The organism is Mesorhizobium sp. M2D.F.Ca.ET.226.01.1.1, from assembly GCF_004022705.2.
Classification (GTDB): Bacteria; Pseudomonadota; Alphaproteobacteria; order Rhizobiales; family Rhizobiaceae; genus Mesorhizobium.
In genome coordinates this window covers 480,964-502,601 of sequence record NZ_RZOY02000002.1, presented here as the reverse complement: position 1 = coordinate 502,601, position 21,638 = coordinate 480,964, and the positions used below count along the sequence as shown (strand labels likewise).

Sequence of the window (21,638 nt, the reverse complement as noted above, 5' to 3'; positions counted from 1 at the left end):
AGGCGGGATACGGCCGCGCGAAGCGAGCCGGTGTCAGTCATTGCCAGCGATCATGTTGCCGACGGCCTGAGCGATGGCGTCCGCGGCCTTCGCCAGGCGATTGAGGTGCGGCGAGCGGAGCGCCACGACCCGCATCGAAAGGTCGAGATCGCCGGCGTCGACAAGTGCGAGGCCATCGGGAATTCCGCGTGCCGCGAGTCGCGACGGCATCAGACCCAGGCCGTGTCCCCGACGGACCCATTCCATCTGCATGGCGGGGTCCTGAATTTCCGCCGCCACGACGAGTTGGCGCCGTCCGTCGCTCCCCATTGCGGACAGCAGCCTTTGCCGGGCGTCGCAGGGCTCGGGGCTCAGCACCCATGGCACCGGAGACCGGACTTCGAGGTGTTCAGTGCCGCCGGCCTGCGCGATGACGCTGAGGCGCTCGATGCCGAGCGCACCGGGACCCTCATAGTCGAAGGGTTTCAGGACGATCGCCATGTCGAGTTGCCCGCCGTCGAACTCATCGGCGAGCTCCGCGCTCCAGGCGGTTCGCAGACGCAGCGAGACTTTCGCAAAGGCCGCTGCGGCATTGGCGGTTGCGCCAGCGATAGCGGCGTCGGACAGGCCATGCGCCAGGCCGACGCGCAGCACCCCTTGCGGCTCAGACTGCGCGGCGAAGGATTTCAGAGCCTCTACCGAGGCGAGAATATCCCTGGCGCGCGAGAGCACTTCCGATCCTGCCGCCGTCAGCCGCGGCGGCTTTTGCCGGCGGTCGAGCAGCGTCGTGCCGAGCAACTCCTCCAGCCGCTGTAACTGCCGTGTCACCGCCGGCTGTGTCAGCGGCAGGCGCTGCGCGACTTTCTGAATTGAGCCCTCCTCGGCGAAAAGGACAAGGGTGCGCAGTTCCTCAAGCATCGATTATGTCCAGTATGCATAATCATGCTGATTATTATGAATTTGAAATCCAGTATGACGCAAGCGATTTTCCTGCCCTGCTCAGGCAGTCAAGGAGAACCCAAATGCGCACGATTGAATTGCAGGCCCCCGGCGGCATCGAAAATCTCAGGATGGCCGAGCGTCCGACGCCGGCGCCGGGCCGGCAGGAAATCCTGATCAAGGTGAAGGCAAGCGCGCTCAACTACCGCGATGTCGAAATCGCCCGCGGCAGCTATCACACCAAATTCGCTCTGCCCCTGGTGCCGCTTTCCGACGGCGTCGGCGAGGTGGTTGCCGTCGGCGCGGAGGTCAGCCGGTTCAAGATCGGCGACCGTGTCTGCGGCACTTTCTGGCAGCGCTGGGTGGCCGGCGGCTTCGTCATGGCCGAGGCGTCCTATCAGCGCGGCGGGCCGATCGACGGCATGCTCAGCGAGTATGCGCTGCTCGATGAGCAGGCGGCGGTGCTGGCGCCCGCCCACCTCAGCGACATCGAGGCGGCGACGCTGGCCTGCGCGGGCGTGACCGCCTGGCACGCGCTGTTCACCGAAGGCAGGCTGAAGCCGGGCGAGACGGTTCTCACTCTCGGCACCGGCGGCGTATCGCTGTTCGCCCTGCAGTTCGCAAGGACCGCCGGCGCGCGCGTGATCGTCACGTCGAGCAGTAATGAAAAGCTCGCCCGAGCGAAGGAGCTCGGCGCGCATGAGGGCGTCAACTATCGCGACAATCCGGACTGGGCGGAGGGCGTGCTGGCGCTGACGGAGGGCCGTGGCGCCGACCACATCATCGAAGTCGGCGGGCCGCAGAGCTTCGCGCAGTCGCTCAAGGCAGCTGCGCGCGGCGCGCAGATCAACGTCATTGGCTATCTCGGCGGCAGCGACGGATCGATCAATCCGCTCGACATCTTCCGCCGCCAGGTCACGGCGCGCGGCATTCAGGTCGGCTCACGTCAGTCTTTCGAGGCAATGAACCGGGCGATTGCCGTCAACGGCCTGCGTCCGGTGATCGACAAAGTGTTTGCTTGGCGCGAGGCGGCATCGGCGCTTCGCTACCTCGAGCATGGAGCGCCTTTCGGCAAGGTCGTGCTCGACCATATGCAGTGAGGGGGGTTACGGCAGCCGGTTTGCCTTTTGCAGCGCCTGCTTGGTCTGGTCGTCGTCGAGGCCCTGCAGGAAATCGTCCATCTGCGGGTCGATCAGTCCGGCGCGGCGGGCGACGATGTACCAGGCGCCGGCGAGGATCAGATCCGGGTCGGTGCCGATGCCGCCCATATAGAGCTTGGCAAGGCGGTTCTGGGCGGCGACGTTGCCGCCTTCCGCTGCCCGCCGCATCCAGGCGAAGCCAGATTTCAGATCGCGTGGGCCGCCACGGCCCTCAATCATCCAAGCGGCGAGGTCGATCTGCGCGGTGTCGTAATTCTGCCTCGCGGCCTGCGCCAGCAGGATGCGCGCCTGGGCGTCGTCATGCGGCTTGCCGCCGGCGCCATTGGCATAGAGCTGCGCCATTGCATATTGCGCGTCGGCAAGGCCGGTGGCGGCCGCGCGCTCGTAATAGACGGCGGCCTTTGCAAGGCCGGCGTCGCCCGGATCCTGCTGGACGACCAATTGCGCGAAGTTGAACTGGGCCAGCCGGTTGCCAGCCTCGGCCGCGGCCTGCATCAGGGCGAAGGCGGCCTTTTCGTCTTTCTTCACGTAGCGGCCGTCGAGCTGCATCAGGGCATATTGGAACTGCGCCTCCGGCACGCCCTGTTCGGCCGCCAGCGCATACCACTTGCCGGCCTCCGCGGGATTGACCGGCACACCGAGCCCGCGCGACAGGATTTCGGCCACCAGCGTCTCAGCCGCCGGATCGCCGTTCTTGGCGCGCTCCATGGCAAGGTTATAGGCGGTCTTGTAGAGCCCGCGCTGGAAAGCGCCGTAAGCCGCATCCGGCTGCTTAGCGCCGAATCGGTCGGGATTGACCGTGTCGGCCGATGGCGGTGTCATGGTGGCCGGTTGCGGCAGCGTGTTCTGGATAGGCTTGTCGATATGGGCGGCGGGCTTGCCCTCGTCCGGCTCGCCAGCATTTTGATTGCCGGCATCCGGCTTGCTTGCATCCGAATTGCCCGTGTTGGGAGCGCTCTTATCCGGCACGCTCGTGTCCGGCCGGGGTTGCGGCACCGGTGCCGTTTCGGCCGCGGTCGCCACGTCGCCCAGCCAGCAAGCCGGGGCGATCAAGCCGGCCAGGACAGCCAGAAAAAGGACACGCAGCCGCATGTCAGTCCTCGAAACGCGGCGCGGTTTCGTCGAGCAGCGCGTTGGCGGCGGCGACCGCCGCCCGCGGGTCGCGGCCGTCGGCAAACACGGCGCTGGAAAGCGCCACGAATTCGGCGCCGGTCGCGGCCACCGTCTCCACGGACGAAAGCTCGCAGCCGGCCATGACGATGCAAGGGATCGAGATCATCTCCGCCCACCATTCGCCGAGAGCGAGGTTGCGGTGGTGCGGCTCCGGCTTGTTGTCATAGCCGAAGCGACCGAAGAACATGTAGTCGGGTCGTTGCTCGCCAAGCTCCAGCGCCTCGTCGCGCGTCTTGGCGCCGCCGACGCCGACCATCATCTTGCCTGCCAGGCGCTCGATCGTCTCGGCAAGCTCCTGCGGTCTCGTTTCGACATGGATGCCGTCGGCCTGGACGCGCCCGGCGATGCGGCTGTCGCCGGCGATGATCACGGCGACGCCGGCGCCTTGAGCGATCGGCACGATCCTTTCGGCGAAGGCCTGGAAGGAGGCGTCGTCCATGCCGTTGTCGGGCAGGATCAGCGAAGCGACGTCGCCGCCCTCGAAGGCCGCGCAGATATGCTCTGCCGGTACAAAAGGCGGCGCGATCAGCACGATGCGGCAGCGATTGGGCGGGTTTAAATCGTTCATTGGCCTTCGATCCCGGTTTCGCCTATGCCGGGCGAAGATGGTTGCATTGCGGCATAGAGCAAAGCGCTAGGTTTGAACAGGCAGGGCCGCGCAGCGGCGCGGATCGGTTTCAACGCCTGCTGTCGTGTCTCGTCTTCATGACAAGGTCAAACACGCGTCGCGGATCCTGGATGCCGATAAATTGCGGGACCGGGTCAAGAGCCGGAAACCATCCGGTCATTCTTGAATAGCCGGAGAGCGGATAGCCTGACGCAGCCGCTCCGAAACGCAAAGTGCCTCTCGTTGCGGTTTCCCCCGTCAGCTGAACATCGGGAATGCGGTCGAGGTCGATCGACGTGAAATTGGCGGATGGAGCCTGGCGCATTATGAGGATGCGCTGGTTCGTGACGGCGTAATGTATCCGCTGCCTCAACCATGCATCGAATATAAACCTGCCGAAAACGAAAAACAGCCCGATACAGACGAACATCGCGCCCCAGGCGTCGAAGAACAAAGGCGCGCCCTGTTTTGTCGCCATATAGGTCCAGAAAATCGCGAAGCCGCCCCAAAGCAGGCTGAATGGTATCAGGAAGATATCGCGACCTGAGAAAAGCAGCCCTTGTGCGGGGATTCCGCTCCACAAAATGCGCTCATGCGACAACAGCCGACCTTGAAGAAGCTGATTTTCCACGCCGCCGCCCACTGCTTTGCGCCGGCTCATTCATCGCATAAGTGATGCGGACAGAGAAGGGCAGACATGGCGCAGAACATTTGCGACCGGCCGGATTTCTTCGAGGGCTATAGTTTGCCTCGGTCGCCCGGATGATACCAGCCACATCGGTGGGAAGCTGGGATAGATCGGCGACGGGTGGTGCCAGTGGTGAACCGCTCTATCCCTTTGTCTTTACGCAATTCCGGACGGAAGACCGCTCACACTTTCCTGGAATTGCTCAGGTGCGGTTCACCGTCTCACGAAACGCCGAACCGTTGTAGGGGTCACCCGTCCGGCAGGCCGAAGACGGCGCACGGTCTGACAATTCCACGCAATTGGTGTTCGCCCAGCGGGACCAAGGGTGTCGATGTTTCCGCCGCGACAGCGCCCGAGATCAGCACACTCCGTCCAAGCGGCCGGCACAGTCCTTCGAGCCTGCTGACTAGATTCACGGCTGGGCCGATCGCGGTGAAATCCAGCCGGTCGGCCGTGCCGACGTTGCCCCACACCATGTCGCCCAGATGCAGCGCCATGCCGAACTGCAGTTCGGGCATGCCCTGTCTGGTGCGGACCTGATTGAGTTGCGCCATTCCCGCCCGCGCCGCTCCGATCGCGCGCAACGCTGCCTCGCAAGCCTCTGAAGCCGAGCGCTCGCCGACAGGAAAGATCGCCAGCACCCCGTCACCGATGAATTTCAGCACCTCGCCGCCAAAAGCGTGAACGGCGCCGGCGATGCGGTCGAAGCTGGCGTTGAGCGCCGCCACGACCTGTTCGGCGTCCGTCTCCTCCGACAGGGCGGTAAAGTCGCGCAAATCGCTGTAGAACAGGACGGCGCGGATCGTCTCACCAACCTCGCGCCGCGAACGGCCGGCCAACACCTGCGCCGCGCTTCGCTGCCCGAGATAGGCCTCAAGCAGGGCCGACAGCGCTGACCTGGCGGCGAGAGCGGCAAGTGGCGCGGCGGCAAAGCGCGCCACCTGGTCCAGTGTGTTCGATTCGTGCTCCGCGAGAGGACGGGCCGCGACCCAATTCAGTTTTGGATGCTCGGATTGCGCACCCCCGCGCTCGGAGCCAACCGTGTAATCGTGCACGACACCAGTTCCCAGTCCCGCCAGCCATTCGCGTCCGAGATCGCCCTCTCCGGTTCCAGGCATCGTGCCGGCGCCAAAAACTAGCGCCTCCATGACGACGCCCGTATCGGCCCGCCACAGCCAGGCGCGGCGTGTTATGATCGGATGCGGTACGGCGAGCGTCAGGGCTCCACCGGCGAGCGGCAACCCATCTTCAACCAGCCGCGCGCCGAGCGTGGCCAGAAAATCATCCGGCTGGACGGCGCCGCCAGCGCTGTCGACCAGCCAGGCGAGAGTTGAAGAAAGCCGCATCGATATGATCATGCTTCGGCGTTCCGTCGCTGTCACCAGCGCGAATCGACCAACGAAATTTTAGTTGAACGGCAGGGCGATTTGGCTTCGAATCGAAAGCGCTGGCCCGGCACCACCTGCCAGACGAGCCGTGTTGGCGCGCGCAAACCCGGGAGATTTCGATGGCTGAACCCTTGATCGTTCGTCGCGAAGTACAGATCGCGGCGCCGCCGGCGACGGTCTTCGCCTTCCTGACAGATCCGGACAAGATTGTGCGCTGGATGGGAACGGAGGCAACGGCAGAACCCAACCCCGGCGGTCTCTATTTGCTGAATTTGGGAGGAAGGGCCACGGCTCGCGGCCAATTCACCGAGGTCATACCCGTCCACCGCCTTGCCTACAGCTTCGGCTGGGATGGCAACGACCGGACACCACCCGGTTCGACCCTTGTCGAAATCGATCTGGTCGAAGAGCCGGGCGGGACGCGGGTCAAGCTCACCCATAGCGGCCTTGCCGACCGAGAGATTTGCGACAGCCATGAGAAGGGCTGGACGCACTATCTGGGCCGGCTCGCAATCACCGCCGCCGGTGGCGACCCGGGACCGGACAAGATGTAGGGCTGCGGCCGCGATTGCCGACAGCCAATCACCAGAGCGTTTCACCGTTTCACGGAAACGGCCAACCGCTCTATCTCTTTGTTTTGACGCAATTCCTGACGGAAACCGTGTCACACTTTTCCTGGCTCTAGAGTTCGAGCTTGTAGCCGATGTGGCTGGCTTTGAAGCCGAGGCGATCATAGAAGCGATGCGCATCGAGCCGGCTCTTGTCGGTTGTCAGCTGGACCACCCGGCAGCCGCGCTCGCGGCATTTCTCGATCGCCCATTCGAAAAGGCGCTGTCCCAACCCCTCGCTGCGGCGGTGTTCGGCGACGCGCACAGCCTCGATCTGCCCGCGCCGGGCGCCGCGCAGCGACAGTCCGGCAATAAAGGTGATCTGCAGCGTGCCGATGATTTCGTCGCCGTCGGTCATCACGGCAAGGAACTGGTTCGGATCGCCGTCTATCGTGGCGAAGGCATCCAGATAGGCTTGCGACAGCGGCAGGCTGGCGTCTTCACGGGCCCGACCGAGCGCGTCGTCGGCAAGCATCGCGACGATCGCCGCAACATCCGTTTCGCGTGCCCGGCGAATGCTGATCGCGCTCATTTCCACACCTCGGAGTTGGCGAACCGGCCGACAAAGCATTGCGATGCGGCCGGTCGTTCATCTTGGCCGGCAATAACGGATGCCGGCATAAATGACTATCCCGCAGGCCGTGTTCTGCGCTATGGCTGAAGTCCCGCCTTCCTCAACCTTCCCTTTGCCGATGTCAGGCCTGCTCAGCGATCCGTGGTTCTATGCCGCCGCCTCTCCCGCGGTGATCCTTGTCGGCCTGTCGAAAGGCGGCTTCGGCGGCGCCGTTGGTTTCGTCGGCGTGCCGCTGATGGCGCTGACCATCCCGCCGGTGCAGGCGGCTGCCATCCTGCTGCCGATCCTGTGCCTGATGGACATCGTTTCGGTATGGACATGGTGGGGCGTCTATGATCGCAAGATGCTGGTCGACATGATGCCGGGCGCCGTCATCGGCATCGGGCTCGGCTGGCTGACCGCGGCTTTGGTGACCGAGGAGATGGTGCGGCTGATCGTCGGCGCCGTCGCGCTGGTGTTCGTGCTGCGCTGGCTCTACCTGCAGTTCCGCCATGGCGCCGACCATGCGGCGGAGCCGAACCGCGTTGCCGCCGCCTTCTGGGGCACGGTGGCCGGCTTCACCAGCTTCGTCGCCCATGTCGGCGGGCCGCCCTTCCAGGTCTATGCGCTGCCGATCCGCCTCGACCCGAAAGTTCTGTCGGGGACGGCGGCGATCTTCTTTGCCGCCACCAATGCGCTGAAGCTCATCCCCTATTTCGCGCTCGGCCAGTTCGACACCACCAACCTCACCGCCTCGGCGGTGCTGATGCCGTTGGCGCCGCTTTCGACCATCGCCGGCGCTTGGCTGGTGCGCCGCATGCGGCCGGAAATCTTCTATCCGTTCACCTACGCCACCGTCGCGGTGGTGGCCGTCAAGCTGCTGTGGGACGGAATTGCCGGCCTGATGTGAGGCGCGTCGATATTCAGGTGAGACCGGCCTGCAAATGTCGATTTCGCTTCCGGTGCTCACGTACTTTAAGTACGCTCCGCTCCGGTTCTCGGAAACCACCATTTTCGACTCGGCCTGACCTGAATCTCAACGCGCCTTCGGGCGGGCGCTTAAAGTCAGGCGGCGCTCGGCACCATCTGGCGGCTGCCGCCGAAGGCGAGCGCGGCGCCCAGTGCAACCACCATCGCCATGCCGGCAAGAATGCCGATGTCGTGCAAGGTCGGCTTCAGCACCATGTCGGCGATGATCACCAGCATCACCGCATAATCGAGGCGCGCCCATTTCATCATGCGCTGGCCGATGGCGAGAGCCGCCGGCGTCACCCCGTCCTTGGCGATCATGGCGCCTATGCGCTCGCCGGTCGGTTTGAAGACCAGCATCCCGATCGAGAAGGTCGTGGCATAGCCGACGAGGCCGATGACGATCCACAGTTCGGTGAAGCCGACCCAGAAGCCGCACATGACGAGACCGAAGATCAGCGTCAGCATCGACATCGGCGCGAAGAACTTGCTGCCGAGCTCTCCGCTGGCGCGCATAGCCTGCAGCTTGTCCTCGATGTTGCCGGCGCGCTCGGCCAGCACGCCGAGCAGGAACAGCACGAAGCCGCCGCCGACCCACAAAATGGCCGAAACAACGTGCAGGAATTTGACGATCGAATACCAGTCCATGGTTTGCTCCCGGATGTGCTTGTTGATTTGCGCCGGCGCGGGTTTGCGTGGCGCTTGAGAGGAGCGGCCTTTTGCGTGGCGCGTGTTTCGGAACGATGCCGCGGCGGCAGCCGGCATGTTTCCAAGCCGCGACCGATGGCCGAAAATCCGGCTTTCCGACGATCTTGGAAAAGGCGGCCGGCTGTCCTGTTCCGGCACATGAAAGTGCGTTCGATCAAAAAATCGCCGCGGCGTTAAGGCTTCATTAAGCTTTACAGGCGTTTATTATCCACATCCAGTTTTGCTGGATTCTTACCGAGTGGTTGGAGCCACTTTGTTTGACGCCTCCCTGTTAAACTCCTGAGAGCCGCCTTATCCGCGGCTCTTTTTTTGTCCGCGAGCGGCCGGCTCCGAAGCGGCCGGCGTTAACCGTTTGTTAAACATGCGCTTGCCTTCATGGGTATCGAAGCGCATTTTCAAGCCTCAGTCATTTAGGGTGCTGGCCACGTCGGCAAGATAGTCGAATCGGCTGGCGGCAGTGCAGGGGCGTATCGATGAACGAGCCTTCGAAGGGCAGCGCGAAAACCATCAAGCTAGCGGAGCGCCGGGTTTTCTCCCAATCCTTCAAGCCGCTCTACCAGGAAGGCATGGGGCTGGTCGAACAGGCCGCCGAATATCTCGATGGCAAGGGCAGGCTCGAGGCCAAGAAATTGTCGCGCACGGCGGCGACGCTCTATGCGGCGGAATCGATGCGGCTGACCACCAGGCTGATGCAGGTCGCCTCCTGGCTTTTGCTGCAGCGGGCGGCGAATTCCGGCGAGATGACACGCGACCAGGTGGCCTCGGAGAAATCCAAGGTGCGGCTCGACACCGCGTCCGCGCATGACGAGGCGCTCGGCTGGAACGAACTCCCGAAGGAATTTCTGGAACTGGTGACGCGCTCGCTGCGCCTGCAGGCGCTGGTGCGGCGCATGGATGAAGAAATCTATGGCGGCGTCATCAACGACGTGCACGCCCCCAGCCGCCGGGCCAACCCGGTTTCCGACCAGATCAGCCTTTTGAATACGGCGTTCGCGCGCGGCTGAGCCGCGTTTACATCAAACACCGCGATAGTCCGCCCAGAGCTGGCATAGCCTCCACCCGGTTGTGATCTGGCGAGCCATGGTTTTTGGACGTCTGCGGCTCCAACCGGTCTTCGATGTTGCGGTAGCCCTCGCGCATAGTATGGCCTTCGCAAGAAGAAACACCCTTGCCTTGAAGTGATTGGCCCCTACTTGGGGCCGTTCGCCGCTGCCGGGTCGGCCCGACCCGGTCTTGCATCAAATCACCGTCACTGTGACCAAATGAGATTGCGAGGCTTGACCCGTGCATTCGCCATTGGACCGCATCCCGGTATCGATCATCATCCCCAATTATAACTACGAACAGTTTCTGGGACGCGCCATCGACAGCGCCTTGGAACAGGACCACCGCAATGTCGAGGTCGTGGTCGTCGACGACGCATCGACCGATGCGTCGGTGGCCGTCATCGAATCCTATGGCGACAAGATCCGCCCGTGCCTGAGGCGCCGGAATGGCGGGCATGCTGCCGCATTCAACACCGGGTTCGAGGCGAGCACCGGGGAGATCGTCCTCTTTCTCGACGCCGACGACTATCTCTATCCGCACGCCATTTCCGAGGTGCTCGGAGAGTGGGACGCGGCTGTCGCGCAGGCGCAATTCAGACTGCATCTCGTCGATGAGGACCAGCAGATCAAGGATGTCTTTCCGCCGCCGGAACAACCGTTCGACTCCGGGGACGTCGTCCCGGAATTGCTGCGCAAGGGACGCTATCATACGACGGTGACAAGCGGGTTGGCGTTCGACCGCGAGGCGCTGGCAACGATCATGCCCGTGCCGGAACGCGATTTCCGGCAGGGTGCCGATGGCTATCTCGCGACGCTTGCACCGCTTCAAGGAGAGGTGAAATCCATCGACACCTGCCTGGGCGCCTACCGCATTCACGGCGCCAACCATTCGGTCTTCGCCGAAAAGCTGGCCGAGCGAGCGCGCTGGCGCGTAGAGCATGATTTCCGGCGCCTTGAAGCTTTGTCGGTCCGCGCGGCCGAGATCGGCCTGACGGTGCAGCAGGAGGCCGGCCTTCGCGATCCGGTTCACCTGGAAGAGCGGCTGGCTTCGCTCTGTGTCGACGAACCCCAGCATCCCGTTGCAACCGACTCCCGGCTGGGACTGGCAAGAGCTGGCGCCGCCGCAAGCCTGGAAATGAATGCATCCTGGCGGCGGCGGGCAGCTCTGGCGTCCTGGTTCCTTTGCATCGGCATCCTGCCGCGGCGCATGGGCAATGCGGTCCTGGCGTGGAAGCTGGTCGCATCGTCCAGACCGGAATTTCTCAAAAGGCTGTCGAAGGCCCTTCGTCGCATGACGAGCTGAAGCGCATCGCGTGACGATCTTAAGATCGCAACTGTTTCTGGTTTGTTCACATTTTGCTGGCATCGCTTGCCGCCACGGCTAAACTTGGCGCATGGGGGAAGCGATTCGCATCATCGGCATCGATCCGGGCCTGAGGCGCACCGGCTGGGGCATCGTCGAAAGCGTGGGCAATTCGCTGCGCTTCGTCGCATCGGGCACCGTGCGTTCGGACGACAAGGCGCCATTGGCGACAAGGCTTTGCCAGCTGCATGACGGATTGGTCGAGGTGTTGCACCAGGCCTTGCCGCATGAAGCAGCGGTCGAGCAGACGTTCGTCAACAAGGACGCGACGGCGACGCTGAAGCTCGGCCAGGCGCGCGGTATTGCCATGCTGGTTCCGGCGCGCGCCGGGCTGGTGGTCGCCGAATACGCCCCCAACGCGGTCAAGAAAGCGGTGATCGGCGTCGGCCATGGCGAGAAGAAGCAGATCCATATGATGGTCAAGGTGCTGATGCCCAGGGCAATCTTCGACACCGACGACGCCGCCGACGCTCTTGCCATCGCGATCTGCCACGCGCATCACCGCCCGAGCGTCGCCTACCGGATGGCGGTTGCGGGCTAAGGGGAAAATCATGATCGGCAAGCTGAAAGGCACGCTGGACGAGATCGACGAGGACAGCTGCCTCATCGACGTGCACGGGGTCGGCTATGTCGCCCATTGCTCGGCGCGCACGCTGGCATCATTGCCGTCGCCGGGCGAGGCGGTGGTGCTATTCATCGAGACCTATGTGCGCGAGGACATGATCCGGCTCTACGGCTTCCAGTCCGGGCTGGAGCGCGAGTGGTTCCGGCTTTTGATGAACAATGTGCAGGGCGTCGGCGCCAAGGTGGCGCTGGCGGTGCTGTCGACGCTGGCGCCGGCCGACCTCGCCAACGCGATTGCACTGCGCGACATCGCCATGGTTTCCCGCGCCCCTGGCGTCGGCAAGAAGGTGGCCGAGCGCATCGTCACCGAATTGCGCACCAAGGCGCCGGCCTATGCGGGCGCGGCCGCCGGCACGATCGGCCTCAAGCAGGAGCTCGGCGAAGGCGTCGCGGCCGCGCCGATCACGGACGCGGTCTCGGCGCTCGTCAATCTCGGCTATTCGCGCGACATCGCGGCGAACGCCGTTGCGGCGGCGCTGAAATCGGCCGGCGAGGGTGCCGACGCTTCGAAGTTGATCCGTTTCGGCCTGAAGGAACTGGCGCGGTGAGGCAGCGCTTGTTCCGCCGTCAGTCCTATGCAAGGAAGGCGGCATGAGCCTTTCGCCCCGCCTCATTGCCCCCGACAAGCGCGGCGAGGATGCCGATCAGACGCTGCGGCCGCAGTCGCTCGACGAATTCGTCGGCCAGGCGGCGGTGCGCGCCAATCTCAAGGTCTTCGTCGACGCCGCCAAGAGCCGCGGCGAGGCGCTCGACCATGTGCTGTTCGTCGGCCCGCCGGGGTTAGGCAAGACGACGCTGGCGCAGATTATGGCGCGCGAGCTCGGCGTCAACTTCCGCTCGACCTCCGGTCCGGTCATCGCCAAGGCCGGCGACCTCGCGGCGCTGCTCACCAATCTCGAGGAGCGCGACGTCCTCTTCATCGACGAGATCCACCGCCTCAATCCGGCGGTCGAGGAAATCCTCTATCCGGCGATGGAGGATTTCCAGCTCGACCTGATCATCGGCGAGGGGCCGGCGGCGCGCTCGGTCAAGATCGACCTGGCCCGCTTCACCTTGGTCGCGGCGACGACGAGGCTTGGGCTTCTGACCAATCCGCTGCGCGACCGTTTCGGCATTCCGGTGCGGCTCAATTTCTACACGGTCGAGGAGTTGGAGCTGATCGTGCGGCGCGGCGCCCGCATCCTGTCGATGCCGCTCGGCGATGACGGCGCGGTGGAGATTGCGCGCCGCGCGCGCGGCACGCCGCGCATCGCCGGCCGGCTGCTGCGCCGTGTGCGCGATTTCGCCAGCGTCGCGGGTGCTTCGCATGTCGACAGGAAGATCGCCGATGAGGCGCTGACCAGGCTTGAGGTCGACGCGCTCGGCCTCGACGCGCTCGACCGCCGCTATCTGTCGATGATCGCGCGCAATTTCGGCGGCGGGCCGGTCGGGATCGAGACGATCGCGGCCGGGCTCTCGGAGCCGCGCGACGCGATCGAGGACATCATCGAGCCCTATCTCATCCAGCAGGGCTTCATCCAGCGCACGCCGCGCGGCCGTGTGCTGACCGCCAATGCCTGGCGGCATCTTGGGCTCGACCCGCCGAAGGACATCGCCCAGCAGCAGATCAGCCTGTTCCAGGAAGAGTAACGCAGATTTGTTCGCCTTCCTGCCGCGCGCAGGCCGATCTGCGCGGAATCTGCGCGCCTCGGCCTAGCTGAGGGCGCAATTGCTGCCTTTAAGCCAACGTATCTGATGCAAATCCCAAGGGGCTTGGGCGATCCATGATCACCAGACGCGCTTTCCTGCGCCTTGTCGGCGGCTCGGCCTTCGCCATGGTGTCGCTCGGCGCCTATGCGGTCGGCATCGAGCCGATGCTGCTGACCCATGTGAAGCGCTATGCGCTGACGCCGCCGCATTGGCCGGCCGGGCTCAAGCTGCGCGTCGTGGCGCTTGCCGACATCCATGCCTGCCGGCCGTGGATGACGCCGGAGCGCATCGCAGCGCTTGCCGAGCAGGCCAATGCGCTGCAGCCGGACGTCATCGTCATGCTTGGCGACTATCCTGCCGGGACGCGGCTGGTGACCGGCTGGGTCGACGCATCGGAATGGGCGCCCGCCTTGTCCGGGCTCAAGGCGCCGCTTGGTGTGTTTTCGATCCTCGGCAATCACGACTGGTGGGAGGATCGCGCCGCGCAGGCCGCCGGAGCAGGGCCGACCATTTCCCGCAAGGCGCTGGAGGCTGTCGGAATTCCGGTGCTGGAGAACGACGTCCTGCGCCTGGAAAAGGACGGGCAGAGCTTCTGGATCGCCGGGCTCGCCGACCAGATTGCCCTGCTGCCGGACAGAGCCAAAGGACGCAAGGGGCTCACCGGCCTCGACGACCTGCACGGCACGCTGGCCAAGATCGGCGACACCGCTCCCATCATCCTGCTCGCGCATGAGCCGGATATTTTTCCCAAGGTGCCATGGCGGGTGTCGCTGACGCTGTCCGGCCACACCCATGGCGGACAGGTGCGGCTGTTCGGCTATTCGCCGGTCGTGCCTTCCGCCTTCGGCAACCGCTACGCCTACGGTCATGTCGTCGAGAACGACCGCAACCTGATCGTCTCGGGCGGTCTCGGCTTCAGCATCGCCCCGGTGCGTTTCGGGGTGCGGCCGGAAATACTGCAGATCGATCTCGGCTGAGGTTTCCGATCAAATGGCGCGGATGGGGGTGCCGTCGGCTTCGTAGCCGGTGATGCCGGGTTCCCACCACAACACCGGATTATTCCGGAAGCTGGCGCGATCCTCCATCCTGTTCACGAGCGCGCTGATTTTCGGATGCGCGGCGAGCCGGGTATCGACGTCCAGTGGCCGGTTGGCGATGAAGCGAAGGTGGCAGGTGAGAAAAATGTCCTGGACCGACACGACTTGGCCGAAAAATCCCTCGCCGTCGCGGTCGATCCGCTCTTCCAGCCACCCGATCAGATGGGCGATGCGCTCGGCGCAGCGCGTCAGATGCGAATTGCCGTGATGTCCGACGCCAGACCATTGCATCTGGCTGATCGTCGTCGCGGCGGTGCCCAATGTCTGGATCGAAGCAAAGAGCAGTCGATCCTGCCATTCCGATCCGGCCCGCCACATCGAGGATGCCAGAGCCGGATCGCGCCCGACGCGCTGCGGATAGGTGGCAAGCAGATAGTCGGCGATCACGCCGCTCTCCCATAGCGTCAGGTCGCCGTCGCGTAATGTCGGAACTTGAAGCGCGGGCGTCCATTCGGCACGAGACGCGGCGGATGGCGTCGTCGTCTCCTCCCGGCGTTCGTATTCGAGGCCGATTTCATCGAGCATGACGCGAATGCCGCGCGCGAAAGGTGATCCGGTCGTGTAAAGCAGCGAGCGCATAGCCCAACCCCCTCGATGCCAGCGCGGAATGGTAGCATCGCTGGTGACTAACGCGGAAGTTGGCGGATTACATCCATCACGTCGGGTTCCGCCTTCTCGCCGTCGAAGGCATCGACGATGCCGAAGGCGCCGCCATAGCTCCACACCGACCAGGAAAAGCCATGCGCCTCGGCGCGGGCGATCATGTCGCGCACATAGGCCGCGCGGTACGCGGCCGGTATGACGAAGCCGTTGCCGTATTCCTTGCGGATCATGCCGAATTCGCCGAGCGTGATATCCTGCGGCTTGACGCCATTGGCCTTCGCCCAGGCCTCGACCGTCCTGAACGGCTGATCCATCAGGCCAAGCAGCTTCTCGGGGCTGTCCATCGTCGCCACCTGCTCGTCGAGATAGGCGAGCATGCCGCTCCGCCGCGCCCAGGGTGCCTCGGCCCGGATGCGGTCGCGGATCGTGTCCAGCGTCATGTCCAACTGCGCTTTCGGAACGGCCGTCAGCGGGTAGGGCAGGCCGGTGACATATTGGATGAAGTCGCCGGCCCAGGTCGCGCCCTGATGCGTCAAAAGGAAAGGGTCATAGGAGTGGAAGGCCCAGATGATGTTGTCATCCGCGATCGCTTTCGCATCGATCTTCGCCAAGGAGGCTGCGTTCGAATAGCAGCCGCCGGTGAGCACCAGCGTCAGCCTGGTGGCGGAGGCACGCGCGGCCGCGAACAATTGCTTCTGGCGCTCGGGCCAAAGACTGGTGCCGTTCTCGTCGCAATCGACGATCGGCTCGTTCATCAGTTCCAGCGCGACCTGTTCGGGGTCTTCCTTGGCCAGCGTCCGCGCCATGTTGCGCACGACCTCGGCATAGGCATCGAAGACGGCCGGATCGTCCATCACCTGCCCCATGCCGATTCTGCGGTTGCCGTCGGCGGGGATGAGATGCAGGTCGACCACGACCTTCAGGCCGGCGCGATTGATCATGCGCGCTGAGTCCAGGACGCCGGCATAGAGCTCGTCGCGAAGAGCCGTGGTCCGGTCCGAGAGAAAGGGCGCGGGATCGACCGGCATGCGCAGGAAGTCGAGACCTGCATCCTTGAGCGTCTTTAGATCGTCGTCCTTGAGAAATTTGCGCCACTCCGGATAGGGCAGGATCGCCTGGCGCTCGCCCCATTTGTCCTCGGTCGGCCAGGTCACCCACTGGTCGAGATTGAGGCCGCGTTTCATCGAGAACGTCGCGGCTTTGGCTGGAAGCACCAGCGGGCCAAGCGCAAGCAGCGCCGCCATCAAGGTCTTGATCATCGTGCCCAACAGTGCCATCCCGTTCCCGCGCGACAAACACCTGCCTTTCTGGGCTGAAAAAGGAAAGCGCGATGGACGATCATGGTGAATCGGCGGCGCTCAGCGCCGGGCTTTCCGGAGCGCTGACGGATTTCGGCCACCGGCTGATGGCCAGGGTCTACTATGCCGACACCGATTTTTCCGGCGTCGTCTACCATGCGCGCTATCTCGAATTCCTCGAGCGCGGCCGCTCCGACTATCTGAGACTGACCGGCGTCCATCACACCGAACTTCTGGACGGCAAGCATGGCGAACGCATCGTCTGGGTGGTGCGGCGTATGGAGATCGACTTCCGTTCGCCGGCGCGCATGGACGATATCCTGACCATCGACACCCGCACCAACGACATTTCCGGCGCCCGCATCTTCATGGGGCAGCAACTGAAGCGCGGCGGCGATGTGCTGGTGGAGGCGAAAGTCGAAGCCGCGATCATCGGTGAGAACGGCCGACCCAAACGGTTTCCGAAAGAATGGATCGCCGCCTTCATGCCTCGGGGGAAGGGTTAATTTAGCGCCTGCCACCTGATCTTTGGCCCATTAACCCGACGGTTCCAGGCGCCACGCCGCCCTGCCAAGCGCGGCAATGCGCCGCGCCTTACGTCCTAACCCATCCTTAACCATAACGGTTCATGAAGGAATTGGCGAGGATTGGCGCAATTCGTGCGCCTTCCTTTCACCAATATTTGCCCCGAAAAGGCCGCGAAACGGTGCATTCGGGGCTTGTCCCGCAAGCTTCTAGCTTCGCGCGATCGGACCAAAGGGATGCCCATGGGTCAGCCGCCAGCGACGCCCGGAAAATTCTTAAGGACTTAAGTCATGGAAAATATCGCTCTTGCCGATCCGGCAGCGCATTTGTCGATCTGGGCGCTGTTCATGCAGGCCGGCTGGGTGGTCAAACTGGTCATGATCGGCCTGCTCTGCGCCTCGATCTGGACCTGGGCGATCATCATCGACAAGCTCGTCGCCTATAGCCGGATGCGGATGGCGCTCAACCGCTTCGAGCAGGTGTTCTGGTCGGGTCAGTCGCTGGAGGACCTCTACCGCACGCTCGCCGACCGCAAAACCACCGGCATGGGAGCGATCTTCGTCGCCGCCATGCGCGAGTGGAAGAAAAGTTTTGAGAAGGGCGCGAAATCGGCGCTGGCGCTGCAGACCCGCATCGACAAGGCGATGGATCTGGCGCTAACGCGCGAGATGGAGAAGCTGGAGGGCCGCCTCGGCTTCCTCGCCACCACCGGCTCGGCAGCGCCCTTCATCGGCCTGTTCGGCACCGTCATCGGCATCATGACGTCGTTCCAGGCGATCGCGGCTTCCAAGAACACAAGCCTGTCGGTCGTGGCGCCCGGCATCGCCGAGGCGCTGCTCGCCACCGCCATCGGCCTGCTCGCGGCCATTCCGGCGGTTATCGCCTACAACAAGCTGTCATCGGACGCGAACAAGATCGGCATGCGCATGGAAGGATTCGCGGACGAGTTCTCCGCCATACTCTCGCGCCAAATCGATGAAAAAGTAGCGCAGAAGGCCTGAGGAACGATCATGGGGATGTCTGCTGCAGGGGCAAGTGGATCGGGGCGAGGCGGACGCGGCCACAGGCGGCGTGGCCGGCACCATGCCCTGATGTCGGAAATCAACGTCACGCCGATGGTCGACGTGATGCTGGTGCTGCTGATCATCTTCATGGTCGCGGCGCCGCTCTTGACGGTCGGCGTGCCGATCGACCTCCCCGAGACGAAAGCCAAGGCACTGAATGTGGACACGCAGCCGATCACCATCTCGATCGGCGCCAATGGCGAGATCCACCTGCAGGAAACCGAGATCCCGCTCGACGAGCTGGTGGCCAAGCTGCAGGCGATCTCGAAGACCGGTTATGACGAGCGCATCTTCATCCGGGGCGACAAGGCTACCAATTACGGCGCCGCGATGAAGGTGATGGGTCTCATTCAGGCCGCCGGTTACAAGAATATCGGCCTGATCTCGCTACAGGAACAGGATCAGTAGACGCCAAATGCGGACGGGTCTCACCTCATCGGTGATCTTGCATACGGTGGCGCTGGCCTTCGGGCTGTTCACGCTGTCGTCGCCGCCGGCCATGCCGGCCAGCGATGTAGAGTCGGTGTCAGTGGACATCGTGCCGATGGAAGCCATCGCGCAAACGCTGCAGGGCGACAAGAAAGCAGTCATGCATGACAAGCCCGCGCCCGTTCCAACAAAGCGCCCGGATATCGTGCCAAATGCCCAGAAGGTCGGCGAAAACACCGTCGACACCGAGAAGCCGGTGACGGACGAAGCCAAGCCGAAGCCGATTGAGAAGACGGCGGCGCCGCCGCCCGCGCCGACGCCGACCGAGAAGCCGGCGGTCGAGGACGTGCCGAAGCCGCAGGAAAAGCCGAAGCCGACGCCTGCGACCGAGGTCGCGCCGACACCGACGCCAAAGGAAGAGGTCAAGCCCGAGCCGGTCAAGCAGACGGAGCCCAAGCCGACGCCGGCCAAGCAGCCGGCGCCGACACCGCCGAAGGACACGACCGCCGCCATCCCGAAGGAAGAGGTGAAGCCGGACGCCGTCGCCGAAGCAATCGATCAGCAGCAGCCGACCGAGGAAGCCAAGCTTCCGGATTCCGCGCCGGCGCCGGAGGCGCGGCCGAAGCCGCAGCCGGCGCAGGCCGAGAGCGCCAAGGCGCCGGACCGCAAGGATGCGGAAAAGCCGGTGAAGGAGGCCTCGTCGAAGCCGAAGTCGGATGAGAAGCAGTTCAACGCCGACGAGATAACGGCCCTGCTCGACAAGCAGAAGCCGTCCGGCGGCGGCGCCAAGCGTTCGACCCAGCAGGCCTCGCTCGGCGGCGAGAAGGATCAGGGCCAGAAGCTTTCCAAGTCGGAGCAGGGAGCGTTGGAGGCTCAACTCGGTGGTTGCTGGACCCTTCCGGTTGGCCTCGAAGGCTCTGAGGATTTCACCGTGGTCGTCCGTTTCAACCTGAATGCCTCCGGCAAGCTGGAGGGCCGCCCGACTGTCGAAAAGTCCAGCGGTAATCCCCAGTTCGACGCCAGCGCGGTTCGCGCCGTGCAAAAATGCGACGTCGCCGGGCTGCAGGTTCCCGCCGGAAAGCAGGACATATGGTCTGACGTTCGCGTCAACTTTGACCCGAGAGCGATGCTTGGTCTTTAGCCTGAGCGTCCGAGAAATCAGCAAGAGAAGCGAGAAGACATGAAATTCATCCTCAAGCCGCTCCTGATGGTCGCCGCGATGGCGATGGGCATAAATGCAGTGGTCACCTTGCCTGCTCGGGCGACCCTCGAGCTCAACGTCAACAAAGGCAATGTCGAGCCGATGCCGATCGCCATCCCCGATTTTCAAGGAGGACTTGGGCCACAGATATCGGAAATCGTAACAGCCGATCTGAAACGGTCCGGGCTGTTCGCGCCGATCGACAAGGCAGCCTTTGTCGAAAAGATTACCAATCCGGATGCCCAGCCGCGCTTCGACGACTGGAAGGTCATCAACGCACAGGCGCTGGTGACCGGCAGCGTCAGCAAGGAAGCGGATGGCCGCATCCGCGCGCAGTACCGGCTGTGGGATATTTTCGGCAACACGCAGCTGGCCGGTGAGCAGTTTTTCGCCAACGACGCCAATCAGCGCCGTGTCGCGCATATCATTGCCGATGCGATCTACGAGAAGATCACTGGCGAGAAAGGCTATTTCGACACGCGCGTGGTCTTCGTCGACGAATCCGGCGCCAAGAACGCGCGCAAGAAGCGCCTTGCCATCATGGACCAGGACGGCGCCAATGTGCGCTATCTGTCCGACGGCCGCGCCATCGTGCTGACGCCGCGCTTCTCGCCGAACCGGCAGGAAATCACCTACATGTCCTATGAGAGCGGACAGCCGAAGGTGTATCTCCTGCAGATCGAGACCGGACAGCGCGAGCTGGTCGGCAACTTCCCCGGCATGACGTTCGCGCCGCGCTTTTCGCCCGATGGCCAGAAGGTGATCATGAGCCTGCTGCGCGATGACGGCAATTCCAACATCTTCGCCATGGATCTGAGAAGCCGCTCGACCACGCGGTTGACGGATTCGACCGCGATCGACACCTCGCCGTCCTATTCGCCGGACGGCTCGCAGGTCGTCTTCACCTCCGACCGCGGCGGCGGCAGCGGCCGCTCGCAGATCTACGTCATGGGTGGCGACGGCTCGAACCCGCACCGCATCTCCTTCGGCGACGGCGTCTATTCGACGCCGGTCTGGTCGCCGCGCGGCGACTTGATCGCCTTCACCAAGCAGAGCGGCGGCGAGTTCCAGATCGGCGTCATGAAGACGGACGGTTCGGGCGAGCGCATCCTGTCCTCCGGCTTCCAGCAGGAAGGCCCAACCTGGGCGCCGAACGGCCGCGTGCTGATGTTCTTCCGCGACTCGGGCGGTGGACCGAAGCTGGTCTCGGTCGATCTCACCGGCCGCAACGAGCAACCGATTCCGACCGCGAACTATGCCTCGGATCCGGCGTGGTCGCCGTTGCTGGAGTGAGGGGCGGGGGCAGGAGAGGAATTGAAGAACTGATGAATTGAAGAATTGAAGAATTGAAGAATGGAGAAAGAGGGCAGCTACATCAAGCGCGCGAAGGATTTGGAAGTCTATAGGCGTGCTTATGCAGTTTCCCTTGACGTCCATAGAGGCACGCTCGTTTTTCCCAAAATCGAGCAATACGCGCTGGCGGACCAAATGCGTCGGTCCAGCAAGGCGATCTGCGCCAATCTGGCGGAGGGCTTCGCCAAGCAGACGCACTCCAGGCCTGAATTCGCACGGTTCATTTCGATGGCTATGGGATCCTGCAGCGAAGTTGAAACGTGGATTTCTTACGCGTTCGATCTTGGCTACATCGCACAAGCGCAGCGCGACGAATGGCTGCAGGCCTATGTCCATATCTATGGAATGCTGGTGAATTTGCGGGAGAGGCTGAAGTGAGCTTTTTCTTCAATTCCTCAATTCTCCAATTCTTCAATTCCTCTTTTTCACAGGCTGGTCGCCTTTTGGCCGCATTTCCGCCTACGGTCCCCGCGCAATGTGAGCCCGGCAAAAACGGCCGAGGACGGCGGCTCGAAACCAAAAATTAACCGTGTTTCTTGAATGCCGGTTAACCCAAACGTGGTTACTGGGTGAT

General features: G+C 63.6%; 24 protein-coding genes. 15 read left to right on the top strand and 9 right to left on the bottom strand.

Annotated elements, in window-relative coordinates; genetic code table 11:
* Window positions 1-33 precede the first annotated feature (33 nt).
* The gene (locus EN869_RS06255; protein WP_127225403.1) at window positions 34-897 is read right to left on the bottom strand and encodes a LysR family transcriptional regulator; all 864 of its coding nucleotides are present in this window, start codon (window positions 895-897) and stop codon (window positions 34-36) included.
* 104 nt (window positions 898-1,001) lie between these two features.
* Here EN869_RS06255 and EN869_RS06250 point away from each other — a divergent pair, with 104 nt between their 5' ends.
* Complete coding sequence (locus tag EN869_RS06250; protein WP_127225402.1) at window positions 1,002-2,018, top strand: NAD(P)-dependent alcohol dehydrogenase; 1,017 nt, start codon at window positions 1,002-1,004, stop codon at window positions 2,016-2,018.
* A gap of 6 nt (window positions 2,019-2,024) precedes the next feature.
* Here EN869_RS06250 and EN869_RS06245 read toward each other — a convergent pair whose 3' ends face one another.
* From EN869_RS06245 to EN869_RS06230, 4 genes are all read right to left on the bottom strand, one after another.
* The gene (locus tag EN869_RS06245) at window positions 2,025-3,170 is read right to left on the bottom strand and encodes a tetratricopeptide repeat protein (protein WP_245489375.1); all 1,146 of its coding nucleotides are present in this window, start codon (window positions 3,168-3,170) and stop codon (window positions 2,025-2,027) included.
* A gap of 1 nt (window position 3,171) precedes the next feature.
* Window positions 3,172-3,819, bottom strand: coding sequence for a thiamine phosphate synthase (locus EN869_RS06240; RefSeq protein ID WP_127225401.1), 648 nt, complete (start codon window positions 3,817-3,819; stop codon window positions 3,172-3,174).
* 109 nt (window positions 3,820-3,928) lie between these two features.
* Window positions 3,929-4,519, bottom strand: a complete 591-nt coding sequence (locus EN869_RS06235; protein ID WP_127225400.1) for a PH domain-containing protein — start codon at window positions 4,517-4,519, stop codon at window positions 3,929-3,931.
* Window positions 4,520-4,794: 275 nt separating this feature from the next.
* A complete protein-coding gene (locus EN869_RS06230; RefSeq protein WP_127225490.1) occupies window positions 4,795-5,892 on the bottom strand; it encodes an adenylate/guanylate cyclase domain-containing protein in 1,098 nt (365 codons plus the stop codon).
* Window positions 5,893-6,053: 161 nt separating this feature from the next.
* Here EN869_RS06230 and EN869_RS06225 point away from each other — a divergent pair, with 161 nt between their 5' ends.
* On the top strand, window positions 6,054-6,488 hold the full coding sequence (locus EN869_RS06225) for an SRPBCC domain-containing protein (RefSeq protein ID WP_127225399.1): 435 nt from the start codon (window positions 6,054-6,056) through the stop codon (window positions 6,486-6,488).
* 127 nt (window positions 6,489-6,615) lie between these two features.
* On the opposite strand, the gene EN869_RS06220 is transcribed toward EN869_RS06225, so the two are convergent.
* Complete coding sequence (locus EN869_RS06220; RefSeq protein WP_127225398.1) at window positions 6,616-7,074, bottom strand: GNAT family N-acetyltransferase; 459 nt, start codon at window positions 7,072-7,074, stop codon at window positions 6,616-6,618.
* Window positions 7,075-7,234: 160 nt separating this feature from the next.
* Between EN869_RS06220 and EN869_RS06215 the strand changes: the two genes are divergently transcribed.
* Window positions 7,235-8,005 (top strand): sulfite exporter TauE/SafE family protein, encoded by a 771-nt coding sequence (locus EN869_RS06215; RefSeq protein WP_127225489.1) that lies wholly within the window; start codon window positions 7,235-7,237, stop codon window positions 8,003-8,005.
* 155 nt (window positions 8,006-8,160) lie between these two features.
* On the opposite strand, the gene EN869_RS06210 is transcribed toward EN869_RS06215, so the two are convergent.
* Window positions 8,161-8,712 (bottom strand): DUF2269 family protein, encoded by a 552-nt coding sequence (locus EN869_RS06210; protein ID WP_127225397.1) that lies wholly within the window; start codon window positions 8,710-8,712, stop codon window positions 8,161-8,163.
* Window positions 8,713-9,245: 533 nt separating this feature from the next.
* Between EN869_RS06210 and EN869_RS06205 the strand changes: the two genes are divergently transcribed.
* The 6 genes from EN869_RS06205 to EN869_RS06180 all read left to right on the top strand — a co-directional run bounded on the left by EN869_RS06205 (window position 9,246) and on the right by EN869_RS06180 (window position 14,471).
* Entirely contained in the window at window positions 9,246-9,776 is a 531-nt protein-coding gene (locus EN869_RS06205) for a DUF1465 family protein (protein WP_127225396.1), read from the top strand.
* Between the two features lie 280 nt (window positions 9,777-10,056).
* Window positions 10,057-11,121: a glycosyltransferase family 2 protein gene (locus EN869_RS06200; protein ID WP_127225395.1), complete on the top strand. Its 1,065-nt coding sequence runs from the start codon at window positions 10,057-10,059 to the stop codon at window positions 11,119-11,121.
* A gap of 91 nt (window positions 11,122-11,212) precedes the next feature.
* On the top strand, window positions 11,213-11,722 hold the full coding sequence (ruvC, locus tag EN869_RS06195; RefSeq protein ID WP_127225394.1) for a crossover junction endodeoxyribonuclease RuvC: 510 nt from the start codon (window positions 11,213-11,215) through the stop codon (window positions 11,720-11,722).
* A 10-nt stretch (window positions 11,723-11,732) separates the two neighbouring features.
* The gene (ruvA, locus tag EN869_RS06190) at window positions 11,733-12,353 is read left to right on the top strand and encodes a Holliday junction branch migration protein RuvA (RefSeq protein ID WP_127225393.1); all 621 of its coding nucleotides are present in this window, start codon (window positions 11,733-11,735) and stop codon (window positions 12,351-12,353) included.
* 43 nt (window positions 12,354-12,396) lie between these two features.
* Window positions 12,397-13,434, top strand: coding sequence for a Holliday junction branch migration DNA helicase RuvB (ruvB, locus tag EN869_RS06185; protein ID WP_127225392.1), 1,038 nt, complete (start codon window positions 12,397-12,399; stop codon window positions 13,432-13,434).
* Window positions 13,435-13,568: 134 nt separating this feature from the next.
* Window positions 13,569-14,471, top strand: coding sequence for a metallophosphoesterase (locus EN869_RS06180; protein WP_127225391.1), 903 nt, complete (start codon window positions 13,569-13,571; stop codon window positions 14,469-14,471).
* 9 nt (window positions 14,472-14,480) lie between these two features.
* Here the strand turns inward: EN869_RS06180 and EN869_RS06175 are convergent, their stop codons facing one another.
* Both EN869_RS06175 and EN869_RS06170 read right to left on the bottom strand, forming a co-directional pair.
* Window positions 14,481-15,170: a glutathione S-transferase family protein gene (locus tag EN869_RS06175; protein ID WP_127225390.1), complete on the bottom strand. Its 690-nt coding sequence runs from the start codon at window positions 15,168-15,170 to the stop codon at window positions 14,481-14,483.
* A 47-nt stretch (window positions 15,171-15,217) separates the two neighbouring features.
* The gene (locus EN869_RS06170) at window positions 15,218-16,471 is read right to left on the bottom strand and encodes a cellulase family glycosylhydrolase (RefSeq protein WP_127225389.1); all 1,254 of its coding nucleotides are present in this window, start codon (window positions 16,469-16,471) and stop codon (window positions 15,218-15,220) included.
* Window positions 16,472-16,524: 53 nt separating this feature from the next.
* Here EN869_RS06170 and ybgC point away from each other — a divergent pair, with 53 nt between their 5' ends.
* The 6 genes from ybgC (at window position 16,525) to EN869_RS06140 (ending at window position 21,442) form a co-directional block, all read left to right on the top strand.
* A complete protein-coding gene (ybgC, locus tag EN869_RS06165; RefSeq protein WP_127225388.1) occupies window positions 16,525-16,998 on the top strand; it encodes a tol-pal system-associated acyl-CoA thioesterase in 474 nt (157 codons plus the stop codon).
* Window positions 16,999-17,307: 309 nt separating this feature from the next.
* Window positions 17,308-18,018 (top strand): protein TolQ, encoded by a 711-nt coding sequence (gene tolQ, locus EN869_RS06160; protein ID WP_127225387.1) that lies wholly within the window; start codon window positions 17,308-17,310, stop codon window positions 18,016-18,018.
* 15 nt (window positions 18,019-18,033) lie between these two features.
* Window positions 18,034-18,489 carry a protein TolR gene (gene tolR, locus EN869_RS06155; RefSeq protein ID WP_127225488.1) on the top strand — a complete coding sequence of 152 codons (456 nt, stop codon included), beginning with the start codon at window positions 18,034-18,036 and terminating at the stop codon, window positions 18,487-18,489.
* A gap of 7 nt (window positions 18,490-18,496) precedes the next feature.
* Complete coding sequence (locus EN869_RS06150; protein ID WP_127225386.1) at window positions 18,497-19,651, top strand: TonB family protein; 1,155 nt, start codon at window positions 18,497-18,499, stop codon at window positions 19,649-19,651.
* Between the two features lie 39 nt (window positions 19,652-19,690).
* Window positions 19,691-21,004: a Tol-Pal system beta propeller repeat protein TolB gene (tolB, locus tag EN869_RS06145; protein ID WP_127225385.1), complete on the top strand. Its 1,314-nt coding sequence runs from the start codon at window positions 19,691-19,693 to the stop codon at window positions 21,002-21,004.
* Between the two features lie 60 nt (window positions 21,005-21,064).
* Window positions 21,065-21,442, top strand: a complete 378-nt coding sequence (locus tag EN869_RS06140; RefSeq protein ID WP_127225384.1) for a four helix bundle protein — start codon at window positions 21,065-21,067, stop codon at window positions 21,440-21,442.
* Window positions 21,443-21,638: the final 196 nt, after the last annotated feature.